Annotated in this window: 20 protein-coding genes; 13 read left to right on the top strand and 7 right to left on the bottom strand. The window is 70.9% G+C overall.

All coding sequences use genetic code 11. From position 1 onward, the window contains the following. Nucleotides 1-39: 39 nt before the first annotated feature. Together AB0D45_RS23360 and AB0D45_RS23355 are read left to right on the top strand one after the other, a co-directional pair. Complete coding sequence (locus AB0D45_RS23360; protein WP_362462114.1) at nt 40-534, top strand: RDD family protein; 495 nt, start codon at nt 40-42, stop codon at nt 532-534. Between the two features lie 87 nt (nt 535-621). Beyond that, a complete protein-coding gene (locus AB0D45_RS23355) occupies nt 622-1,356 on the top strand; it encodes an RDD family protein (protein ID WP_362462111.1) in 735 nt (244 codons plus the stop codon). A 66-nt stretch (nt 1,357-1,422) separates the two neighbouring features. Here AB0D45_RS23355 and AB0D45_RS23350 read toward each other — a convergent pair whose 3' ends face one another. Continuing rightward, complete coding sequence (locus AB0D45_RS23350; RefSeq protein ID WP_362462108.1) at nt 1,423-1,737, bottom strand: hypothetical protein; 315 nt, start codon at nt 1,735-1,737, stop codon at nt 1,423-1,425. A gap of 485 nt (nt 1,738-2,222) precedes the next feature. Between AB0D45_RS23350 and AB0D45_RS23345 the strand changes: the two genes are divergently transcribed. Both AB0D45_RS23345 and AB0D45_RS23340 read left to right on the top strand, forming a co-directional pair. Continuing rightward, complete coding sequence (locus AB0D45_RS23345; protein WP_362462122.1) at nt 2,223-4,577, top strand: immune inhibitor A domain-containing protein; 2,355 nt, start codon at nt 2,223-2,225, stop codon at nt 4,575-4,577. 112 nt (nt 4,578-4,689) lie between these two features. Next, entirely contained in the window at nt 4,690-5,004 is a 315-nt protein-coding gene (locus AB0D45_RS23340) for a hypothetical protein (RefSeq protein WP_361597687.1), read from the top strand. Nucleotides 5,005-5,008: 4 nt separating this feature from the next. On the opposite strand, the gene AB0D45_RS23335 is transcribed toward AB0D45_RS23340, so the two are convergent. Together AB0D45_RS23335 and AB0D45_RS23330 are read right to left on the bottom strand one after the other, a co-directional pair. Continuing rightward, nucleotides 5,009-5,593, bottom strand: coding sequence for an isochorismatase family protein (locus AB0D45_RS23335; protein ID WP_362462105.1), 585 nt, complete (start codon nt 5,591-5,593; stop codon nt 5,009-5,011). A gap of 348 nt (nt 5,594-5,941) precedes the next feature. After that, nucleotides 5,942-7,273, bottom strand: a complete 1,332-nt coding sequence (locus AB0D45_RS23330; protein ID WP_361597663.1) for a nicotinate phosphoribosyltransferase — start codon at nt 7,271-7,273, stop codon at nt 5,942-5,944. 81 nt (nt 7,274-7,354) lie between these two features. Here AB0D45_RS23330 and clpS point away from each other — a divergent pair, with 81 nt between their 5' ends. From clpS to AB0D45_RS23290, 8 genes are all read left to right on the top strand, one after another. Next, nucleotides 7,355-7,669: an ATP-dependent Clp protease adapter ClpS gene (gene clpS / locus AB0D45_RS23325; RefSeq protein WP_361597660.1), complete on the top strand. Its 315-nt coding sequence runs from the start codon at nt 7,355-7,357 to the stop codon at nt 7,667-7,669. Further along, nucleotides 7,669-8,280 carry a DUF2017 domain-containing protein gene (locus AB0D45_RS23320; protein ID WP_362462101.1) on the top strand — a complete coding sequence of 204 codons (612 nt, stop codon included), beginning with the start codon at nt 7,669-7,671 and terminating at the stop codon, nt 8,278-8,280. The genes clpS and AB0D45_RS23320 overlap by 1 nt, the downstream gene beginning before the upstream one ends. Nucleotides 8,281-8,621: 341 nt before the next feature. After that, complete coding sequence (locus AB0D45_RS23315; RefSeq protein WP_362462098.1) at nt 8,622-10,070, top strand: amino acid permease; 1,449 nt, start codon at nt 8,622-8,624, stop codon at nt 10,068-10,070. 81 nt (nt 10,071-10,151) lie between these two features. Further along, the gene (locus AB0D45_RS23310; RefSeq protein WP_361597651.1) at nt 10,152-10,574 is read left to right on the top strand and encodes a M67 family metallopeptidase; all 423 of its coding nucleotides are present in this window, start codon (nt 10,152-10,154) and stop codon (nt 10,572-10,574) included. A gap of 77 nt (nt 10,575-10,651) precedes the next feature. Further along, complete coding sequence (locus tag AB0D45_RS23305; RefSeq protein WP_311736929.1) at nt 10,652-10,759, top strand: putative leader peptide; 108 nt, start codon at nt 10,652-10,654, stop codon at nt 10,757-10,759. Between the two features lie 84 nt (nt 10,760-10,843). Further along, nucleotides 10,844-11,122 carry a MoaD/ThiS family protein gene (locus AB0D45_RS23300; protein ID WP_361597648.1) on the top strand — a complete coding sequence of 93 codons (279 nt, stop codon included), beginning with the start codon at nt 10,844-10,846 and terminating at the stop codon, nt 11,120-11,122. Then, complete coding sequence (locus AB0D45_RS23295) at nt 11,122-12,072, top strand: cysteine synthase (protein ID WP_361597645.1); 951 nt, start codon at nt 11,122-11,124, stop codon at nt 12,070-12,072. The genes AB0D45_RS23300 and AB0D45_RS23295 overlap by 1 nt, the downstream gene beginning before the upstream one ends. Before the next feature lie 190 nt (nt 12,073-12,262). After that, nucleotides 12,263-12,703, top strand: coding sequence for a hypothetical protein (locus tag AB0D45_RS23290; protein ID WP_361597642.1), 441 nt, complete (start codon nt 12,263-12,265; stop codon nt 12,701-12,703). A 70-nt stretch (nt 12,704-12,773) separates the two neighbouring features. Here the strand turns inward: AB0D45_RS23290 and AB0D45_RS23285 are convergent, their stop codons facing one another. Together AB0D45_RS23285 and AB0D45_RS23280 are read right to left on the bottom strand one after the other, a co-directional pair. Next, nucleotides 12,774-13,139 carry a DUF488 family protein gene (locus AB0D45_RS23285; protein WP_362462095.1) on the bottom strand — a complete coding sequence of 122 codons (366 nt, stop codon included), beginning with the start codon at nt 13,137-13,139 and terminating at the stop codon, nt 12,774-12,776. Then, the gene (locus AB0D45_RS23280; protein WP_362462092.1) at nt 13,136-13,552 is read right to left on the bottom strand and encodes a hypothetical protein; all 417 of its coding nucleotides are present in this window, start codon (nt 13,550-13,552) and stop codon (nt 13,136-13,138) included. The genes AB0D45_RS23285 and AB0D45_RS23280 overlap by 4 nt, the downstream gene beginning before the upstream one ends. A 219-nt stretch (nt 13,553-13,771) precedes the next feature. On the opposite strand from AB0D45_RS23280, the gene AB0D45_RS23275 reads away from it, so the two are divergent. Beyond that, nucleotides 13,772-14,524 carry an MBL fold metallo-hydrolase gene (locus AB0D45_RS23275; RefSeq protein ID WP_361597633.1) on the top strand — a complete coding sequence of 251 codons (753 nt, stop codon included), beginning with the start codon at nt 13,772-13,774 and terminating at the stop codon, nt 14,522-14,524. Nucleotides 14,525-14,623: 99 nt separating this feature from the next. Here AB0D45_RS23275 and AB0D45_RS23270 read toward each other — a convergent pair whose 3' ends face one another. Together AB0D45_RS23270 and AB0D45_RS23265 are read right to left on the bottom strand one after the other, a co-directional pair. Continuing rightward, entirely contained in the window at nt 14,624-15,880 is a 1,257-nt protein-coding gene (locus tag AB0D45_RS23270) for a PTS transporter subunit EIIC (protein WP_361597630.1), read from the bottom strand. 252 nt (nt 15,881-16,132) lie between these two features. After that, nucleotides 16,133-17,434: a PTS transporter subunit EIIC gene (locus AB0D45_RS23265; RefSeq protein WP_362462089.1), complete on the bottom strand. Its 1,302-nt coding sequence runs from the start codon at nt 17,432-17,434 to the stop codon at nt 16,133-16,135. Between the last annotated feature and the right edge of the window lie 163 nt (nt 17,435-17,597).

The raw sequence follows: 17,597 nt of genomic DNA, 5'->3' as shown, positions 1-17,597 counted from the left end.
GGATAGCGGAATGCAAGATCGCGGGGACGGCGCAGCGCGGTGCCCGCCCTGCGGATGGCGGAGCGGGCCGTGCGGCCCGCCGGGCTGGTGCGGCGGTGGCTGGCCCGGGTGCTGGACTCCGTCGCCTACGCCGCGGTCGCCGCCGCCGTCGCGCGGCCCCTCCTCCCGCGCATGACGGCCCATCTGGAGGCGAAGGTGGACGCGGCCCGGGCGAGCGGGCGCACCACCACCGTGTGGCTGCTCGACGCCACCACCGCCGGCCACCTGGGCCTCGTCCTCGGTGCCGTCCTGCTCTTCGGGGTGTTCTACGAGGTGCTGCCCACCGTCCGCTGGGGCCGCACCCCGGGCAAGAAGCTGCTGGGCGTCCGCGTCCTGGCTGCCACCACGCTCCGCCCGCCCTCCTTCGGCGCGGCCCTGCGCCGCTGGCTGGTGTACGCCTTCCTCGGGCTGCCGGGCGGCCTCGGGTGCCTGGTGGACCGCCCGCGCCGGCGGGCCTGGCACGACCGGGCGGCCGGGACGTACGTGGCGCGCTGAGCGGCGCCGGGCGGCGGCCCGGGGGCCCGTGCCCCGGACGGACGCGGCCGCGTTGCGGGGCGGGCGGACCCGGGTTCGACTCGGGCCATGAGTACCGATCAGCCGCCGCCGGACCCGCCGCCCGAGGACGACCCGTTCCTCAAGAAGCCCCAGGAACCGACGCCTCCGTCGGGCGGTTCGCCGTACGGCTCACCGCCGCCCGGGGGCGGCGGCTACCCCCCGCCCCCGGGCGGCGGCGCCGGGGGCCAGCCCCCGCCGCCCCCGCCTCCGTACGGTGGTGGCGGCCCGGGGGACCCGTACGGCGGCGGAGGCGGCGGCTACGGCATGCCCGACCCGCTCGCCGGGATGCCCCCGCTCGCGGACTTCGGCAAGCGGCTCGCCGCCCGCGTCATCGACGTGCTGATCGTCGGCATCCCGCTGTTCCTCATCCAACTGCCGTTCGGCACCAAGCGGTACGTGGTGGACACGAGCAAGGGGGAGGACGTCACCGAGGTCATCACGAAGTCGTACGGCGGTACGGGCCTGCTGTGGACGCTGGTCACGATCGTCGCGTACATCGGCTACGACTGGTGGTTCACGCACAAGAGCGGCCGGACGCCGGGCAAGAAGGCCATGGGCCTGCGCGTGGCGATGCTCAACGACGGCAGCGTGCCCCCCTCCGGCGCGGCCCTCGGCCGTGCCGTCGTGCTCTGGCTGCCCACGCTGGTGTGCTGCTTCTGCCTGTGGCCGCTCGCGCTGATCGTGTCGATGCTCGTCGACAAGCCGTACCGCCAGGCGCTCCACGACAAGGCCGCCAAGACGGTGGTGGTCAGCTCCGCCTGACGCCCGTACGAGGACCCGCACGGGCGGCCGCCCCGGCCAGGGGCGGCCGCCCGCGCCCGTGTCCGGTCAGTGGTGGACGGGGTGGTCCGCGGAGGCCGTGCGGTGCCCCGGTACGCGGGAGGCGTCCCCACCTGCCGCCGGCTCGCCCTGCGCGGCGCCTCGCACCGCGCCCCGCCCCGCCCCGCGCGCCGCCGCGTGGCGCCCGCGGCGGCGCGGGATCGGCACGGTGAGGGCGACCAGCAGCCCGAGGGCGAGCGCGGCGGCGGCGATGACCGCGACCCCGATGCCCGTGCTCGTCTGCGAGAGCAGCAGCATGGCTATCGTCGACACGACGACGGTGGCGGAACCGTAGGCGAGCTGTGCGGCAGTCGGACGCGGCATGGCGGTTTCCGTCCTCGAGGCGTGGAGGGGGGAGTCGCCTCAACCCATCGCGCGCGTCAAGTGACTCCCGTAGGGCTTGCCCGGACGGAGCGACAGGTAAGCGTGACCTTACCCACGGTGCCGGTGCACGGAGGGGCGCACGGCGTCGCACGGCCGGTCGCAACGGCTGGGGGACGGGCCGACGAAGACCCCGAAATCGGGGCGCCGCCGGAGGGCTTCGCCCCGGATGAGCCCGTATGGCGAGGGAACGTCCGAATAGCGGAACTCGCTGACCGCATAGTGCAGTTGTAAGGAAGAAGTCAAGGTCTGTCTTTTCTTTAGACTCTCCGGTCAAATGTCGTCACTTGAGACGCGCGCCGCGCGGAACCCCCCGCTCCTATGGAGACGTTCCGACCTACGTTGCGGCCGCGGGAGGGGAACGACATCAAGTGACCGCACACTCCACCAGGCGTCGCGCGCTGCGCGCCGCCGCCGTCGGCGTGACCATGGCCGCTACCGCGGCCTCGGGCGCCTTCTTCACCACGGCCCAGGCCACCACCGCCTGGGGCAACGCTCCGGCCGCGGACAAGCAGGACCCGAGCTCCCCCGCGAAGGAGCAGGTCCAGCACAACCTCGAGACGCCGTTCAGCAAGCAGCAGGCGCAGGCCCGCGAGGCGGCCCTCGACCAGGTGCTGGCGGGCAAGAAGAACGTCGAGCAGCGCGGCGCCTCGAAGGTCGTCAAGCTCGACGACAAGAAGTACGTCGAGCTGGGCCGCGAGAAGACCGACAAGATCTTCACGATCCTCGTCGAGTTCGGCGACCAGGTCGACAGCTCGACCATGTTCGATCCGGACGGCCCCGACGGCCCGAAGCCCGCCGAGCCGAAGTACGGCGGCACCCCCGGTCCGCTGCACAACACGATCGAGCAGCCCGACCGTGCGGTGAACAACAGCACCGCCTGGCGCAAGGACTTCAGCCGCGACTACTTCCAGGACCTGTACTTCGGTACGGGCCAGGGCAAGGACTCGCTGAAGACCTACTACGAGAAGACCTCCTCGGGTCGCTACTCGGTCGAAGGCGAGGTCGCCGACTGGGTCAAGGTCCCGTACAACGAGGCCCGTTACGGCTCGAACTACTGCGGCCAGACCAACTGCTCCAACGTGTGGGACACCGTCCGCGACGGCGTCACCGCGTGGACGGAGGCCCAGAAGAAGGCCGGCAAGACCGACGCCCAGATCAAGGCCCAGCTGGCGCAGTACGACCAGTGGGACCGCAACGACTTCGACGGCGACGGCAACTTCAACGAGCCCGACGGTTACATCGACCACTTCCAGATCGTCCACGCGGGCGAGGACGAGTCGGCCGGCGGCGGCGTGCAGGGCAAGACCGCCCTGTGGGCGCACCGTTGGTACGCCTACGGCACCGACGTCGGCAAGACCGGCCCGGCGAACAACAAGGCCGGCGGCACCCAGATCGGCGACACGGGCATCTGGGTCGGCGACTACACCATGCAGCCGGAGAACGGCGGCCTCGGCGTCTTCGCGCACGAGTACGGCCACGACCTCGGCCTGCCGGACCTCTACGACACCTCCGGTGGCGGCGAGAACTCGGTCGGCTTCTGGTCCCTGATGTCGGCGGGTTCCTGGCTCGGCCAGGGCAAGGACTCCATAGGCGACATGCCGGGCGACATGACCGCCTGGGACAAGCTCCAGCTGGGCTGGCTGAACTACGACCAGGCCAAGGCCGCGACGAAGTCCACCCACAAGCTGGGCGTGTCGGAGTACAACACCAAGGACAAGCAGGCGCTGGTCGTCGAGCTGCCGAAGAAGCAGGTCAAGACCGACATCGTCGCTCCCGCCGAGGGTTCCTCGCAGTGGTGGAGCCAGATGGGTGACGACCTCAAGAACACCCTGACCCGCTCCGTCGACCTGACGGGCAAGAAGTCCGCCGCCCTCTCGCTCAAGGGCTGGTGGGACATCGAGGCCGACTACGACTTCCTCTACACCGAGGTGTCCACGGACGGCGGCGCCACCTGGACCGCCCTGGCCGGCACCGCCGACGGTGCGGCGATCCCCGCCGACGCCTCCGGCAGCCCGTCGCTGACCGGTACCTCCGGCGCCTGGAAGTCCCTGAACTTCCCGCTGGACGCCTACGCGGGCAAGAAGGTCGACCTCCGCTTCCGCTACCAGACGGACGGCGGCGCGGGCGGCAAGGGCTTCACGGCCGACGCCGTCACCCTCACCGCGGACGGCACCGCGCTGTTCACCGACGGCGCCGAGAACGGCGACAACGGCTGGACCGGCAAGGGCTTCGAGCGGATCGGCGCGGGCTTCACCAAGGAGTACGCGCAGTACTACATCGCGGAGAACCGCCGCTACGTCTCGTACGACTCCACCCTCAAGGTGGGCCCGTACAACTTCGGCTGGTCCACCACCAAGCCTGGCTGGGTGGAGCACTACCCGTACCAGGACGGCCTGCTGATCTGGCTGTGGGACAAGTCCCAGAAGGACAACAACACCAGCCAGCACCCCGGCCAGGGCCTGATCCTGCCGATCGACGCCAACGCCAAGCCGATGAAGTGGTCGGACGGCAGCCTGCTGCGGAACAAGATCCAGCCGTACGACGCCACCTTCAGCGCGTACTCGACGGACGCGTTCACCCTGCACAACAAGGGCGAGTCGCTCTTCGTCAAGCCGAAGCCCGCGAACCTGGTCTTCGACGACCACAAGGGCAAGTACTACTACGACGAGAACCCGACCGGTTCGGTGAAGGTCGCTGACACCAACACCAAGATCAAGATCGCGAAGGAGACCTACGACGGCCTCCAGATGACGATCGAGGTCGGCCCCGCCGCCAAGTAGTCCGGTAAAACCGCAGGTCAAAGCATGATCGGCCGTCGCCCTCTAGCGGGCGGCGGCCGATCGCGTTTAGATGCACGGGCGACTGTTCTTATTGACGGGGGAGCTGAAGATCATGCCAGGTGGAGGTTTCGTCAGACTGCCGGGCGGCAGCGTGGTGGTCGCGCTGACGCTGCCGCGGCCGCCGTCCGGCGAGGGCGGCACCGACGGAAACGTCCGCGTGCTGGTACACGCCGCGAACCGGGCCCGCGCCCTGACCAGGCTGCGGAACCTCGGCATGCGGGCCGTGTACCTGCGCGGCAACGCGCAGCCCCCCACCCCGGACGAGGTCACCGCTGTCCTCCACCACCCGGACGGCCTGCTGTGGCGCTGCGCCCCGGACCGCGCGGAGGAACTCTGGCACCCGATCCGCGCCCTCCTGGGGCGCTGAAGACCTAACCGCCGACGAGGGTGACGCCGGCCGTCCGGAGCTCCTCCAGCGCCTTCTCGGTGGTGTGGGGGGCCACGGCGGCCGTCAGGTCGAGCAGGACGCGGGTGGTGAAGCCGGCGCGGGCGGCGTCGAGGGCGGTGGCCCGCACGCAGTGGTCGGTGGCGATGCCGACCACGTCCACCTCGCTCACGTGCCGCTCGCGCAGCCACTCGGCCAGGCCGCGGCCGTTCTCGTCGGCGCCCTCGAAGCCGCTGTACGCGGCCTCGTAGGCGCCCTTGTCGAAGACGGCGGCGACGGCCCCGGAGGCGACGGCGGGGGCGAAGTTCGGGTGGAACCCGACGCCCTCGGTCCCGGCGACGCAGTGCACGGGCCAGGACGTCTCGTAGTCCGGCTCGGCCGGGGGCCGCGCGAAGTGGGGCCCGGGGTCGACGTGGTGGTCGCGGGTCGCCACGACGTGCCGGTAGCCGGCCGTGGTCTGCCCGATCAGCTCGGTGATCGCGGCGGCGACGTCGGCCCCGCCGGCGACCGCGAGGCTGCCGCCTTCGCAGAAGTCGTTCTGTACGTCGACGACGATCAGTGCGCGGTGCATGTCGCGTGTCCTTCGGCTTGGTGTGGATGGTCGTGCGCTTCGGCGGGCCCTGCGGGGGCTCTTCCCCCACCCCGCCCCTTCCCGAAACGGCTCCCCGCACCCCCACCCGCCCACCGCCCCGCAAGCGGCCGGCGCGGGCGCCGGGGTCCTCCGGCCTCGCCGGCGTGTGGGGCGCGGGTCCGGGCGGAGCCCGGGGAACGGTGGAAGGGCGGGGAGGGGACAGCCGCGCAACGGCACCCCACCCCCGGACGACGACCGGCCCAGGCCCCGGCCCGGCGGACGGAGTCCGCGTCGGGAAGGCGGCCGCGCGTCAGGAAGGCTCCGGCGCGCCGGGAAGGCGGCCGCGCGTCAGGAAGGGGTCTCCGTCGGGATCACGGCCTCGCCCCGCGACAGCTGCGTCGCCGACAGGGGGAGCCCGGCGCGCGCCGAGCGGTGGCGGTCGCGGGCCGCCTCCAGCGGCTCACGGGCCACCACCTCGCCCGCCTTCACCAGCTGCACCAGCAGCTGCGCGTCCGCCAGCGCCGCCGGCACCGGCCCGGTCCCGACGACCTCCGCCTCCGCGACGCCCTCGGCGTCCACCCGCCGCGCCGCCCACTTGCGCCCGCCGACGGACGTCTTGCCGCCCGAGGACTTCTTCGCCACCGGCACCAGGGGAGCCTTCGGGTCGTCCGAAGCCGCCCGCGCGACCAGCTTGTAGACCATCGAGCACGTCGGGTGCCCGCTGCCGGTCACCAGCTGGGTGCCCACCCCGTACGCGTCCACCGGCGCCGCCGCCAGCGAGGCGATGGCGTACTCGTCCAGGTCGGAGGTGACCACGATCCGCGTGCCCGTCGCGCCCAGCTCGTCCAGCTGCTGCCGCACCCGGTGCGCCACCAGCAGCAGGTCACCGGAGTCGATGCGCACCGCGCCCAGCCCGGTCCCGGCGACCTCCACCGCCGTGCGCACCGCCTCCGCGACGTCGTACGTGTCCACCAGCAGGGTGGTCCCGCTGCCCAGCGAGGCCACCTGCGCGGTGAAGGCGTCCCGTTCGCTGTCGTGGACGAGGGTGAAGGCGTGGGCGCTGGTGCCGACGGTGGGGATCCCGTACCGGAAGCCGGCCGCGAGGTCCGAGGTGGAGGTGAAGCCGCCCACGTACGCGGCCCGCGCGGCCGCGACCGCCGCCAGCTCGTGCGTGCGGCGCGCCCCCATCTCGATCAGCGGCCGGTCGCCCGCGGCCGAGGCCATGCGGGAGGCGGCCGCGGCGATGGCGGAGTCGTGGTTGAGGATCGACAGGATCACCGTCTCCAGCAGCACGCACTCGGCGAAACTGCCCTCGACCCGCAGGATCGGCGAGCCGGGGAAGTAGACCTCCCCCTCCGGGTATCCCCAGATGTCACCCGAGAAGCGGTACGACGCCAGCCAGTCCAGCGTCCGCATGTCGATGACGGCCCGCTCCCGCAGGAACTCCAGGACGGCGCCGTCGAACCGGAAGTTCTCCACGGCGTCCAGGACGCGGCCGGTGCCGGCGACCACGCCGTAGCGCCGTCCTTCGGGCAGCCGCCGGGTGAAGACCTCGAAGACCGAGCGGCGGTCGGCGGTGCCGTTCGCCAGGGCGGCCTGCAGCATCGTGAGCTCGTAGTGATCCGTGAAGAGCGCTGTCGACGGCACGTCCACCGGCAGGCCCAGGTCCGCAGGGTTCATGACACGGATGCTAGCGCACATTTCGTCAAAGTGACGAGATGTAGGGGCCCGTTTGTGCGACCGGCCCGTCACAGTGGCAGCATGGGACAAGTGAGTGTTGCTCCCATTGAGATCGAACGCACCGAATCCGCCGAGGAGACCTACGCGGTCCCCGAACCCGACGTCCCGTGGGTGACCCTGGTGCACAACGACCCGGTCAACCTCATGAGCTACGTGACGTACGTGTTCCAGGCGTACTTCGGCTACCCCAAGGACAAGGCGACCAGGCTGATGCTCGACGTCCACCACAAGGGCAGGGCGGTCGTCTCCAGCGGCACCCGCGAGGAGATGGAGCGCGACGTGCAGGCGATGCACGGCTACGGGCTGTGGGCGACCCTCTCCCAGGACCGCGGCTGATGGGCGGCGTGTTCGAGCCCGTGAAGGGCGGCGGGGCCGCCGTGTCCCTGGACGAGATCGAGATCTCGATCCTGCGCTCGCTGGCCGTGCAGCTGCTGGAGCTGATCGGCCCGGGCGAGCCGGAACCCGCCGCGGACGCCGACCCGCTGGCCGTGCTCTTCGCCTCCGACGGTCCCACCGAGCCGCCGTCCGACCCGGCGCTGGCCCGGCTCTTCCCCGACGCCTACGGCGACCCCGGCGCGGACCCCGCCCAGGGCTCGGGCAAGGACGCCGAGGAGCTGCGGGCGCGCTCGGCGGAGTTCCGCCGCTTCACTGAGAACGACCTGCGCACCCGCAAGCGGGAGGACGCGCTGGCCGTCGTGCGCAGCCTGGACTCCCTCACCCCGGCCGGGGACGGGGCGGCGGTGCTGGAGCTGACCGGGGAGCTGCCGCTGCGCTGGCTCGGCGCGCTCAACGACCTGCGGCTGACGATCGCAGCCCGGCTCGACATCACCGAGGACGACGAGAGCGCCGTGCTCTTCCGGCTTCCGGACGACGACCCGCGCAAGCCGATGGTGATGGCGTACCTGTGGCTGGGCGGTCTCCAGGAGACGCTCATCGAGACCCTCTGAACGGCCGCCGGCCGCCGGTGGCGAACGTCAAGCAAAGGTGTTGTTCGCTCAGCGGACGCTCAAATCCGGATAACGATCAGATCACCGCCATGCGGTGATCTGATCCATTTCTCTCACCTATGTCCTGATATTGGCGCGCGGTGCGCCACATGTGCGCTCTTCTCCCACCCGTAAGCACGTGATAAATCTTCACGACCGCCGACGGGACGCCACCCATGTCCCCCGGCCTGCTTGAACCGGCTGACCGCCGGCGTGCAACTCCATCCGTATCCGGGGGGATCGAGGACCCGATCCGCAGCCGTTCCAGGCGCGGGTCGGCGTGGAGAAAGGCGCACCAAGACATGACCTCTGTGCAGGTCGATCAGCACGGCAGGACGCCCGGCGAGGGCACCCAGGGCGAGGGCGACGGGGAGGGCTACCACCGGGCGCTCGGCGCCCGCCAGATCCAGATGATCGCCATCGGCGGGGCCATCGGCACCGGCCTGTTCCTGGGCGCGGGCAAGGCCATCTCGAAGGCCGGACCGAGTCTCATCCTGGCCTACGCCATCGCCGGACTGGTCATCTTCTTCATCATGCGGGCCCTGGGCGAGCTGCTCATGTACCGCCCCGTCTCCGGTTCCTTCTCGGACTACGCCCGCGAGTTCCTGGGCCCGTTCTGGGGGTACGCGACCGGCTGGACGTACTGGCTGTTCTGGGTGGTCACCGGCATCACCGAGGTCACCGCCGCCGCGAAGTACATGTCGTACTGGACGAACGACAGCTTCCCGCAGTGGGCCTACGCGCTGATCTTCACCGTGATCCTCTACGCCGCCAACCTGATCTCCGTGAAGCTCTTCGGCGAGCTGGAGTTCTGGTTCTCCATGGTCAAGGTCACCGCCATCGTCGGCATGATCCTGATCTGCGCCGGCATCCTCACCATCGGCTTCTCCGACGCCGCCGCCACCGCCTCCGTCTCCAACCTGTGGAGCGACCGCGGCTTCTTCCCCAACGGCATCGGCGAGACGCTGATGACCCTGCAGATCGTGATGTTCGCCTTCCTCGCGGTCGAGCTGGTCGGCGTCACCGCCGGCGAGTCCAAGGACCCCGCGAAGACCCTGCCCAAGGCCATCAACACCGTGCCGTGGCGCATCGCCGTCTTCTACGTCGGCGCGCTCATCATGATCATGTCGGTCATCCCGTGGTCGAACTTCAAGGCCGGCGAGAGCCCCTTCGTGCTCGCCTTCGAGAAGATGGGCCTCGGCATCGGCGCCGCGATCGTCAACTTCGTCGTCCTGACCGCGGCCCTGTCCTCCTGCAACTCGGGCATGTACTCCACCGGCCGCATGCTGCGCGACCTCGCGCTCAACGGCCAGGGCCCCAGGTTCTTCACCAAGCTGACGAAGAACGGCACCCCGCTGGTCGGCACCACGTTCTCCGCCGCGCTGATGCTGGTGGGCGTCTGGATCAACTACGTCGCCCCGGGCAAGGCCTTCGACTACGTCGTCTCCTTCGCCACCATCTCCGGCATGTGGGCCTGGGTCATGATCCTGGTCTGCCAGATCCGCTACCGCGCCAAGGCCGACCGCGGCGAGCTGCCCCAGTCCTCCTTCCGCGCCCCCGGCGCCCCCTGGAGCAGCTGGTTCGCCCTGCTGTTCATCGGCATGGTCATCGTGATGATGGGCGTCGACAAGGACTCCCGCGTCTCGCTGTACTGCGCCCCGCTGTGGGGTCTGATCCTCGGCGTGTCCTACCTGGTCCTCAAGGCCCGCAACCCGAGCGGCGCCGCCTTCAACAAGTCCACCAGCGGCTGACACCCTGGGCCGTGTCCACCATTCGGGCCCTCCCGTACCACTCCTCGGTACGGGAGGGCCCGTCTGCTTATCCTGTCGCTCATGCTGACCCTCACCCAGGCCCTGTACGACCAGATCGTCGAGCACGCCCGCAAGGACCACCCGGACGAGGCGTGCGGCGTCGTGGCCGGCCCGGCGGGCACCGGCCGCCCCGAGCGGTTCATCCCGATGCTCAACGCGGCCCGCTCGCCCACGTTCTACGAGTTCGACTCGAAGGATCTGCTCAAGCTCTACCGCGAGCTCGACGACCGGGACGAGGAGCCCGTGATCGTCTACCACTCGCACACCGCCACCGAGGCCTACCCCTCGCGCACGGACGTCACGTACGCGAACGAGCCCGGCGCGCACTACGTGCTGGTCTCCACGGCCGACGAGGACGGACTGGGCGAGTTCCAGTTCCGCTCGTACCGGATCGTCGACGGTGTGATCACGGAGGAAGAAGTGCAGGTCGTGGCAGCCTACTGACCACCATGTGAGCCGACGGCGTCCACAATGCGGGATCACACTCCAAACGGGGGACCGGGAATCGTTAACATGACCGCATGGTTTCCCACGACGTGAGCATCGAGACGCCCGGCAGGCTGCTGCTCGTGGCGCGGCTGCACGTCGACCTGTGCCGCCTCGCCAGCGCCATCTGTCCTGCCGCCTGAGCACCACAGACCCCCCGGCGCGGGGGCGCCCGACCGCGCGCCCTCCCTCCTCTTCACCCCTTCACGACACTGGAGCCTGCTGCCATGGCCATCGAGGTCCGCATCCCGACCATCCTCCGCACCTACACCGACGGCGAGAAGGCCGTGAACGGCGAGGGCGCGACCCTCTCCGAGCTGTTCGCGGACCTGGAGACCCGCCACAAGGGCATCGAGGAGCGCATCGTCGACGGCGGCCAGCTGCGCCGCTTCGTGAACGTCTACCTCAACGACGAGGACGTCCGCTTCCTCGACGGCATCTCCACCGCCCTCAAGGACGGCGACAGCGTCACCATCCTCCCGGCCGTGGCCGGCGGCTCGAAGTAATGCGCTACGACTCCCCCCTCGCGGCGGTCGGCAACACCCCGCTGGTGCGCCTGCCGCGGCTGTCCCCCTCGGCGGACGTCCGGATCTGGGCCAAGCTGGAGGACCGCAACCCGACCGGCTCGATCAAGGACCGCCCCGCGCTCCACATGGTCGAGCAGGCGGAGAAGGACGGCCGCCTGTACCCCGGCTGCACCATCCTGGAACCGACTTCCGGCAACACGGGCATCTCGCTCGCCATGGCCGCGAAGCTCAAGGGCTACCGGATCGTGTGCGTGATGCCGGAGAACACCTCGCAGGAGCGCCGCGACCTTCTCGCGATGTGGGGAGCCGAGATCATCTCGTCGCCGGCCGCGGGCGGTTCGAACACCGCGGTGCGGGTGGCGAAGGAGCTGGCGGAGCAGAACCCCTCCTGGGTGATGCTCTACCAGTACGGCAACCCGGACAACGCGGGCGCCCACTACGCCACCACGGGCCCCGAGATCCTGGCCGACCTCCCCTCGATCACCCACTTCGTGGCGGGCCTGGGCACGACCGGCACCCTGATGGGCGTCGGCCGCTACCTGCGCGAGCACGTGCCCGGCGTGAAGATCGTGGCCGCGGAGCCCCGGTACGACGACCTCGTCTACGGTCTGCGCAACCTCGACGAGGGCTTCGTCCCCGAGCTGTACGACGCCTCCGTGCTCACCACCCGCTTCTCGGTGGGCTCCGCCGACGCGGTCACCCGCACCCGCGAACTCCTCCAGCAAGAGGGCATCTTCGCGGGCGTCTCCACCGGAGCCGCCCTGCACGCGGCGATCGGCGTGGGCCGCAAGGCGGCCGCCGCGGGCGAGAGCGCCGACATCGTCTTCGTCGTCGCCGACGGCGGCTGGAAGTACCTGTCGACCGGCGTCTACACGGCCGCGACGACGGAAGAGGCCATCGAGGTCCTCCAGGGCCAGCTCTGGGCCTAGCCCTCGAACGCCCACCCGGAACGGCTCCCCGGACGCCGCCGGCACCCGCGGCCACGCGGGGCCGGCGGCGTCCGCCGTACCGGCCGCTCAACGCCCCGGGGTCACCCGTTCGGCCCTTCGGGGTCGCCCGCCCCGCCCTGCGCGCGCAGGCTCGGAACCGACCGGTTCCCCGCAGCAGGAAGGTGGCGACATGACCACCACCCCGGGCAGTACCTCCCCCAGGCCGCCCGCCCACGGGCCTGGCCACTCCAGCGCATGGGCCACCGGAGGTGCGACCTTCGCCGGCGTGCTGATGGCCGTCAACGGCGTCTTCAGCGTCTTCGAGGGCATCGCCGCCCTCGCCAAGGACGACGTCTACCTGCCCGTCGGCGACTACACCTTCAGGTTCGACCTCACGGCATGGGGCTGGATCCACCTGATCCTCGGCGTCATCGTCTTCGTCGTCGGCGTCGGGATCCTCAAGGGCGCCCAGTGGGGCCGCGTCGCCGGCATCGCCCTGGCCGCCCTGTCGGTGCTCTTCCACTTCCTGTGGCTGCCCTACCAACCCCTGTGGGCGCTCATCGCGATCGCCATCGGGGTGTTCGTCATCTGGGCGCTGTGCACCGAAAGGCCCCTCGACCACACCACCTGAGCCGCACCGAGCCGGTCCCCGGCTCCCCGCCGCCCCCGCCGCACCCCGCGGCCGGGGCGGCGCCGCCCGCTCACGGCCCGTCACCGGCCAGCAGCCCGGCCAGCACCGAGGCGTGGCTGCGCTCCGGGTCCTTCACCGCCGTCAGCAGCGTCAGCGGCCCCTGGGCCGCGAGGCCCCGCAGCCGCTCCAGCTCCGCCTCCGCCTGCTCCCCGCCGGCCCCCAGCTCCGCCTCGTACCGCTCCCGGAACTCCTCCCACGACCCGGCCCCGGAGTGGTACCACGAGCGCAGCTCCCCGGACGGGGTCACCGCCTTCGGCCACTCGTCCACGCGCGCCGCCTCCTTCGACAGCCCCCGCGGCCACAGCCGGTCCACGAGGACCCGCACGCCGTCCGCCCCCGGCTCGGGGGGATCGTAGACCCGCCGCAGCCTGATCACCGCGCACCGCCTCCCAACCCCTTGGCCTCGTCCCACCACACCGGGTCCAGTGTCCCCAGCAGCGTGCGGAACTCCCACAGCGACACCTCCTCCGGCCGGTCCGCCTCCAGGAAGGCGCCCCGTCCGTGCGCGGCGACCACCCCCGGCGGCAGCGGGATCACCCCCGCCCGCCGGTCGTCGTACTTCCCGGTGATCCACGCGACCCGCACCCGCTCCCGGTGCGCCCGTACCGCCAGCACCAGGCAGGTCCGGCCGTCCGCCAGGCACCACAGCTCGCCGGGCCGCACCCGCGGGGGCGGCCCCAGCCCGTGCGGCGGGGGCGCCGCGGCCACCGCCGTGCCCCGCCGGGGGAGCAGCACCACCACCGCCACGGCGACCGCCGCCAGCACGGCGGGCCACCACGACGTGTCCATGTATCCGACCGTAGCGGCGGCCGGGCCCCCCGGCGCGGCAGCGGCGCGGCCACGGCGGCGGCAACGCCTGTGCCCCTCGTCGCTCCCCTGGGTGACACCACAGGTGATTCCCCCCACAACGGCCTGCCGCGGAGGAGCGACCGGAGGTTTCGCGCCTTACGCTCGACCCACGCACGGCCCGCATTCCGTCCACGGACCGTCCCCGGAGGTTCACGCCCCATGAAGCTCACCGTCGTCGGCTGTTCGGGGTCCTTCCCGGCCGCGGATTCGGCATGTTCGAGCTATCTCGTCGAGGCCGACGGCTTCCGGCTGCTCCTCGACATGGGCAACGGCTCCCTCGGCGCGCTCCAGCGGCACTGCGGTCTCTACGACCTCGACGCGATCTTCCTGAGCCATCTGCACGCCGACCACTGCATCGACATGTGCGCCTACTTCGTGGCCCGCTACTACCGCCACGAGGGCGGCCGCTGCGGGACCATCCCCGTCTACGGCCCCGAGGGCACCGAGCAGCGTCTGACGACGGCGTACGAGGACGTCCCCGACGAGCGCTCGATGAGCGAGGTCTTCGACTTCCGCACCCTGAAGTCGGGCAGCTTCGAGATCGGCCCGTTCACCGTCCGCACGGAGAAGGTCTGCCACCCCGTCGAGTCGTACGGCATCCGCGTCGAGCACGGCGGGCGGGTGCTGGCGTACTCCGGGGACACCGGGGTCTGCCCCGAGCTGGGCCTCCTGGCGGAGGACGCCGACCTGTTCCTGTGCGAGGCCTCCTTCACGCACGGCAAGGAGGACATCCCGGGCCTGCACCTCAACGGCCGCGAGGCCGGCGAGTACGCGCGCGGCGGCCGGGTCGGGCGGCTCGTGCTGACGCACGTCCCGCCGTGGACGGACGCCGCGCAGAACCTGGCGGACGCCCGCGCGGTGTTCGACGGGCGGGTCGACCTCGCGTACGCGGGCGCGGTGTACGAGGTCTGACGCGGCGCGGCCACGCAGAAGCCCCCGCCCTCCCGGAACGCGCCGGGAGGGCGGGGGCTTTCGTACCGCAGCGGGCCCGGGAGGCCCGGTCGGCCGGGGCTACTTGGCCTCGGCCTTCGCCAGCTCGGCGAGCTCCTCGTCGGACTCGCGGCCCGGCGTCGGGAGGTTCCACTTGGTGATCGCGAAGCGGAAGATCACGTAGTAGAGCACCGCGAAGCAGAGGCCGACCAGCGCCAGGCCGGCCGGGTTGGTGGCCTTGCCGAGGTTCAGCAGGTAGTCGATGGCGCCGGCGGAGAAGCCGAAGCCGTCCTTCATGCCGAGCGCCCACGTCAGGGCCATCGAGACACCGGTCAGGACCGCGTGGACGGCGTAGAGCACCGGCGCGATGAACATGAAGGTGAACTCGATCGGCTCGGTCACACCGGTGACGAACGAGGTGAGCGCGAGGGACAGCATCATGCCGCCGACGACCTTGCGGCGCTCGGGGCGGGCGCAGTGGACGATCGCGAGGCAAGCGGCCGGCAGGGCGAACATCATGATCGGGAAGAAGCCGGTCATGAACTGGCCGGCGCTCGGGTCGCCGGCGAGGAAGCGGGCGATGTCGCCGCTCTTGCCGTCGTACTCGCCCGCCTGGAACCAGGGGAAGGAGTTCAGCAGGTGGTGCATGCCGACCGCGATCAGACCGCGGTTGGCGACGCCGAAGATGCCCGCGCCGACGGCGCCGGAGCCGACCAGCCACTCACCGAGGTTGTGCAGACCGGTGCCGAGGACCGGCCAGATCAGACCGAAGACGATGCCGATCAGCAGGCCGGCGAAGGCCGAGAGGATCGGGACCAGGCGGCGGCCGCCGAAGAAGCCCGCCCACTCGGGCAGCTTGGTGCGGAAGAACTTCTGGTAGATCAGGGCGACCACGAGGCCCATCACGACACCGCCGAGCACCTTGGCGTCCACGGGCGCCTCGAGCATGGCGACCTTGCCGTCGACCACCTTGGCGACCTTCGGCAGGTTCGGGTCGGTGAACGTGGCGAGCACGTTCTTGAAGACCAGGTAGCCGGTGACCGCGGCCAGGGCCGTGGAGCCGTCCGACTTCTTCGCGTAGCCGATCGCGATGCCCACGGCGAACAGCAGCGCCATGTTGTCCAGGATCGCGCCGCCGCCCGCGGCCATGTAACCGGCGATCTTGTTGATGAACTCCGGCAGCGAGGCGGAGCCCAGCATGTCCTTGTCGCCGAGACGGACCAGCAGTGCGGCGGCCGGCAGCACGGCGACCGGGAGCATCAGGCTCCGGCCGATGCGCTGCATGACGGCCATCACGCCAGCGCCCTTCTTCTTCTCCGCAGCGGTCGCTGTGGACATGGGTTCCTCCAGAGGACAAGGCGCTGCCTGGGGACATGGAAAAATGGGGGTGGCGGCGTCTCGGAAAAGGGGGACCACGAGCTGCTCGGCAGGCGCATGGTCTACACCATTCGGTGGTGTAGACCAGTTGTAGCACGGTCGGGGTTAGATAAGGAACCTTCGTTTTCCTGTGGCCTGGACCACATGACGACGGGCCCCCGGATCGAAGGATCCGAAGGCCCGCCGACCCCGGGGCGCAAGGCCCCGGGCCCCCTACGCCTTGGTGTTCTCCGCCTGCATCGCAGCGATCTCCTCGTCCGATTCCCGCCCGGGCGTCGGGATGTCGAACGCCGTGATCGCGAACCGGAAGACCGCGTAGTAGACGACGGCGAAACACAGCCCGATCGGGATGATCAGCCACGGCTTGGTCGCCAGGCCCCAGTTGATGACGTAGTCGATCAGGCCCGCGGAGAAACTGAACCCGTCGTGGACCCCCAGCCCCCAGGTCACCGCCATCGACACCCCCGTCAGCACGGCGTGGACCGCGTACAGCGCCGGCGCCACGAACAGGAAGGAGTACTCCAACGGCTCGGTGATCCCCGTGACGAAGGACGTCAGGCCCACCGACAGCATCAGCCCGCCGACCTCCTTGCGCCGCAGCGGCTTCGCGCAGTGCGTGATCGCCAGCGCCGCCGCCGGCAGGGCGAACATCATGATCGGGAAGAACCCGCTCAGGAACAGCCCCGCCTCCGGGTCACCCGCCAGGAACATGTTGATGTCACCGTGCTTGACCTCCCCCGCGGGCGTGGTGAACGTACCGAACTGGAACCACAGCGGCACGTTCAGGAACTGGTGCAGGCCGATCACCAGCAGCGCGCGGTTCGCCACGCCGAACACACCCGCACCCCACGCGCCCAGCCCCTTCAGCCAGTCGGAGAAGCTCTCCAGCGCGTCACCGACCGGCGGCCACACCCACAGGCACAGCGCGGCGAAGGCGATCGCCACGAACGACATGATGATCGGGACCAGCCGCCGGCCGTTGAAGAAGCCGAGCCAGTCCACCAGCCTCACCCGGTGGTAGCGCTGCCAGAACCAGGCCGTGAGCAGCCCCATGACGATCCCGCCGAAGACCCCCGGGTTCTGGTACGTGTACCCCGCGAAGGTGTCCGCCGGGGTCAGGCAGCCGCCCCCGACGTCCTTCGTCCCCGGCGGACAGGCCTTCGGGAAGGCGTGCATCACCCCCCGGTAGACGAGGAACCCCGCCACCGCCGCCAGCGCGGTCGAACCGTCCGCCTTCTTCGCCATGCCGATCGCGACGCCCACGCAGAAGAGGAGCGGCAGACCGAGGTCGGGGTCCAGCAGGGCCCTGCCCGCGCCGTCCATCACCCGGGCGACCACCGTCCAGTCCAGGCCGTCCTTGCCGAACACGTCCGGCTGCCCGAGCCGGTTCAGGATCCCCGCGGCCGGCAGTACGGCGATCGGGAGCTGGAGGCTGCGCCCCATCTTCTGCAGCGCCTGGAACAGGCCGTTCCACCCCTGCTTGCGCGGTGCTGCCGCAGCACTGCTCGCGCTCATGCGCGTCCTCCCTCGGCCGGCCCGTTTTTGGCAGTCGCAGTACGTGCGGCACACTGGTGTAGACCAGTCGTGGGCAGGGTGCTGCTGATCGTCATCCTTCGGCAGGAGCCCGGCGTGCGCTCGCACAGATAGGCCAACCGTGCGCTACGCCAAGCTCCGTGAG

Origin of the sequence: Streptomyces sp. NPDC048352 (assembly GCF_040651895.1) — a bacterium.
GTDB lineage: Bacteria > Actinomycetota > Actinomycetes > Streptomycetales > Streptomycetaceae > Streptomyces.
This window is presented reverse-complemented; position numbering and strand designations above follow the sequence as displayed.

Excerpts from the sequence above, each read along its gene's own strand:
- AB0D45_RS23355 (WP_362462111.1), top strand. The coding sequence starts at position 622 with ATGAGTACCGATCAGCCGCCGCCGGACCCGCCGCCCGAGGACGACCCG.
- AB0D45_RS23350 (WP_362462108.1), bottom strand. The coding sequence starts at position 1,737 with ATGCCGCGTCCGACTGCCGCACAGCTCGCCTACGGTTCCGCCACCGTC.
- AB0D45_RS23345 (WP_362462122.1), top strand. The coding sequence starts at position 2,223 with ATGGCCGCTACCGCGGCCTCGGGCGCCTTCTTCACCACGGCCCAGGCC.
- AB0D45_RS23340 (WP_361597687.1), top strand. The coding sequence starts at position 4,690 with ATGCCAGGTGGAGGTTTCGTCAGACTGCCGGGCGGCAGCGTGGTGGTC.
- AB0D45_RS23335 (WP_362462105.1), bottom strand. The coding sequence starts at position 5,593 with ATGCACCGCGCACTGATCGTCGTCGACGTACAGAACGACTTCTGCGAA.
- AB0D45_RS23330 (WP_361597663.1), bottom strand. The coding sequence starts at position 7,273 with ATGAACCCTGCGGACCTGGGCCTGCCGGTGGACGTGCCGTCGACAGCG.
- clpS (WP_361597660.1), top strand. The coding sequence starts at position 7,355 with ATGGGACAAGTGAGTGTTGCTCCCATTGAGATCGAACGCACCGAATCC.
- AB0D45_RS23320 (WP_362462101.1), top strand. The coding sequence starts at position 7,669 with ATGGGCGGCGTGTTCGAGCCCGTGAAGGGCGGCGGGGCCGCCGTGTCC.
- AB0D45_RS23315 (WP_362462098.1), top strand. The coding sequence starts at position 8,622 with ATGACCTCTGTGCAGGTCGATCAGCACGGCAGGACGCCCGGCGAGGGC.
- AB0D45_RS23310 (WP_361597651.1), top strand. The coding sequence starts at position 10,152 with ATGCTGACCCTCACCCAGGCCCTGTACGACCAGATCGTCGAGCACGCC.
- AB0D45_RS23305 (WP_311736929.1), top strand. The coding sequence starts at position 10,652 with ATGGTTTCCCACGACGTGAGCATCGAGACGCCCGGCAGGCTGCTGCTC.
- AB0D45_RS23300 (WP_361597648.1), top strand. The coding sequence starts at position 10,844 with ATGGCCATCGAGGTCCGCATCCCGACCATCCTCCGCACCTACACCGAC.
- AB0D45_RS23295 (WP_361597645.1), top strand. The coding sequence starts at position 11,122 with ATGCGCTACGACTCCCCCCTCGCGGCGGTCGGCAACACCCCGCTGGTG.
- AB0D45_RS23290 (WP_361597642.1), top strand. The coding sequence starts at position 12,263 with ATGACCACCACCCCGGGCAGTACCTCCCCCAGGCCGCCCGCCCACGGG.
- AB0D45_RS23280 (WP_362462092.1), bottom strand. The coding sequence starts at position 13,552 with ATGGACACGTCGTGGTGGCCCGCCGTGCTGGCGGCGGTCGCCGTGGCG.
- AB0D45_RS23275 (WP_361597633.1), top strand. The coding sequence starts at position 13,772 with ATGAAGCTCACCGTCGTCGGCTGTTCGGGGTCCTTCCCGGCCGCGGAT.
- AB0D45_RS23270 (WP_361597630.1), bottom strand. The coding sequence starts at position 15,880 with ATGTCCACAGCGACCGCTGCGGAGAAGAAGAAGGGCGCTGGCGTGATG.
- AB0D45_RS23265 (WP_362462089.1), bottom strand. The coding sequence starts at position 17,434 with ATGAGCGCGAGCAGTGCTGCGGCAGCACCGCGCAAGCAGGGGTGGAAC.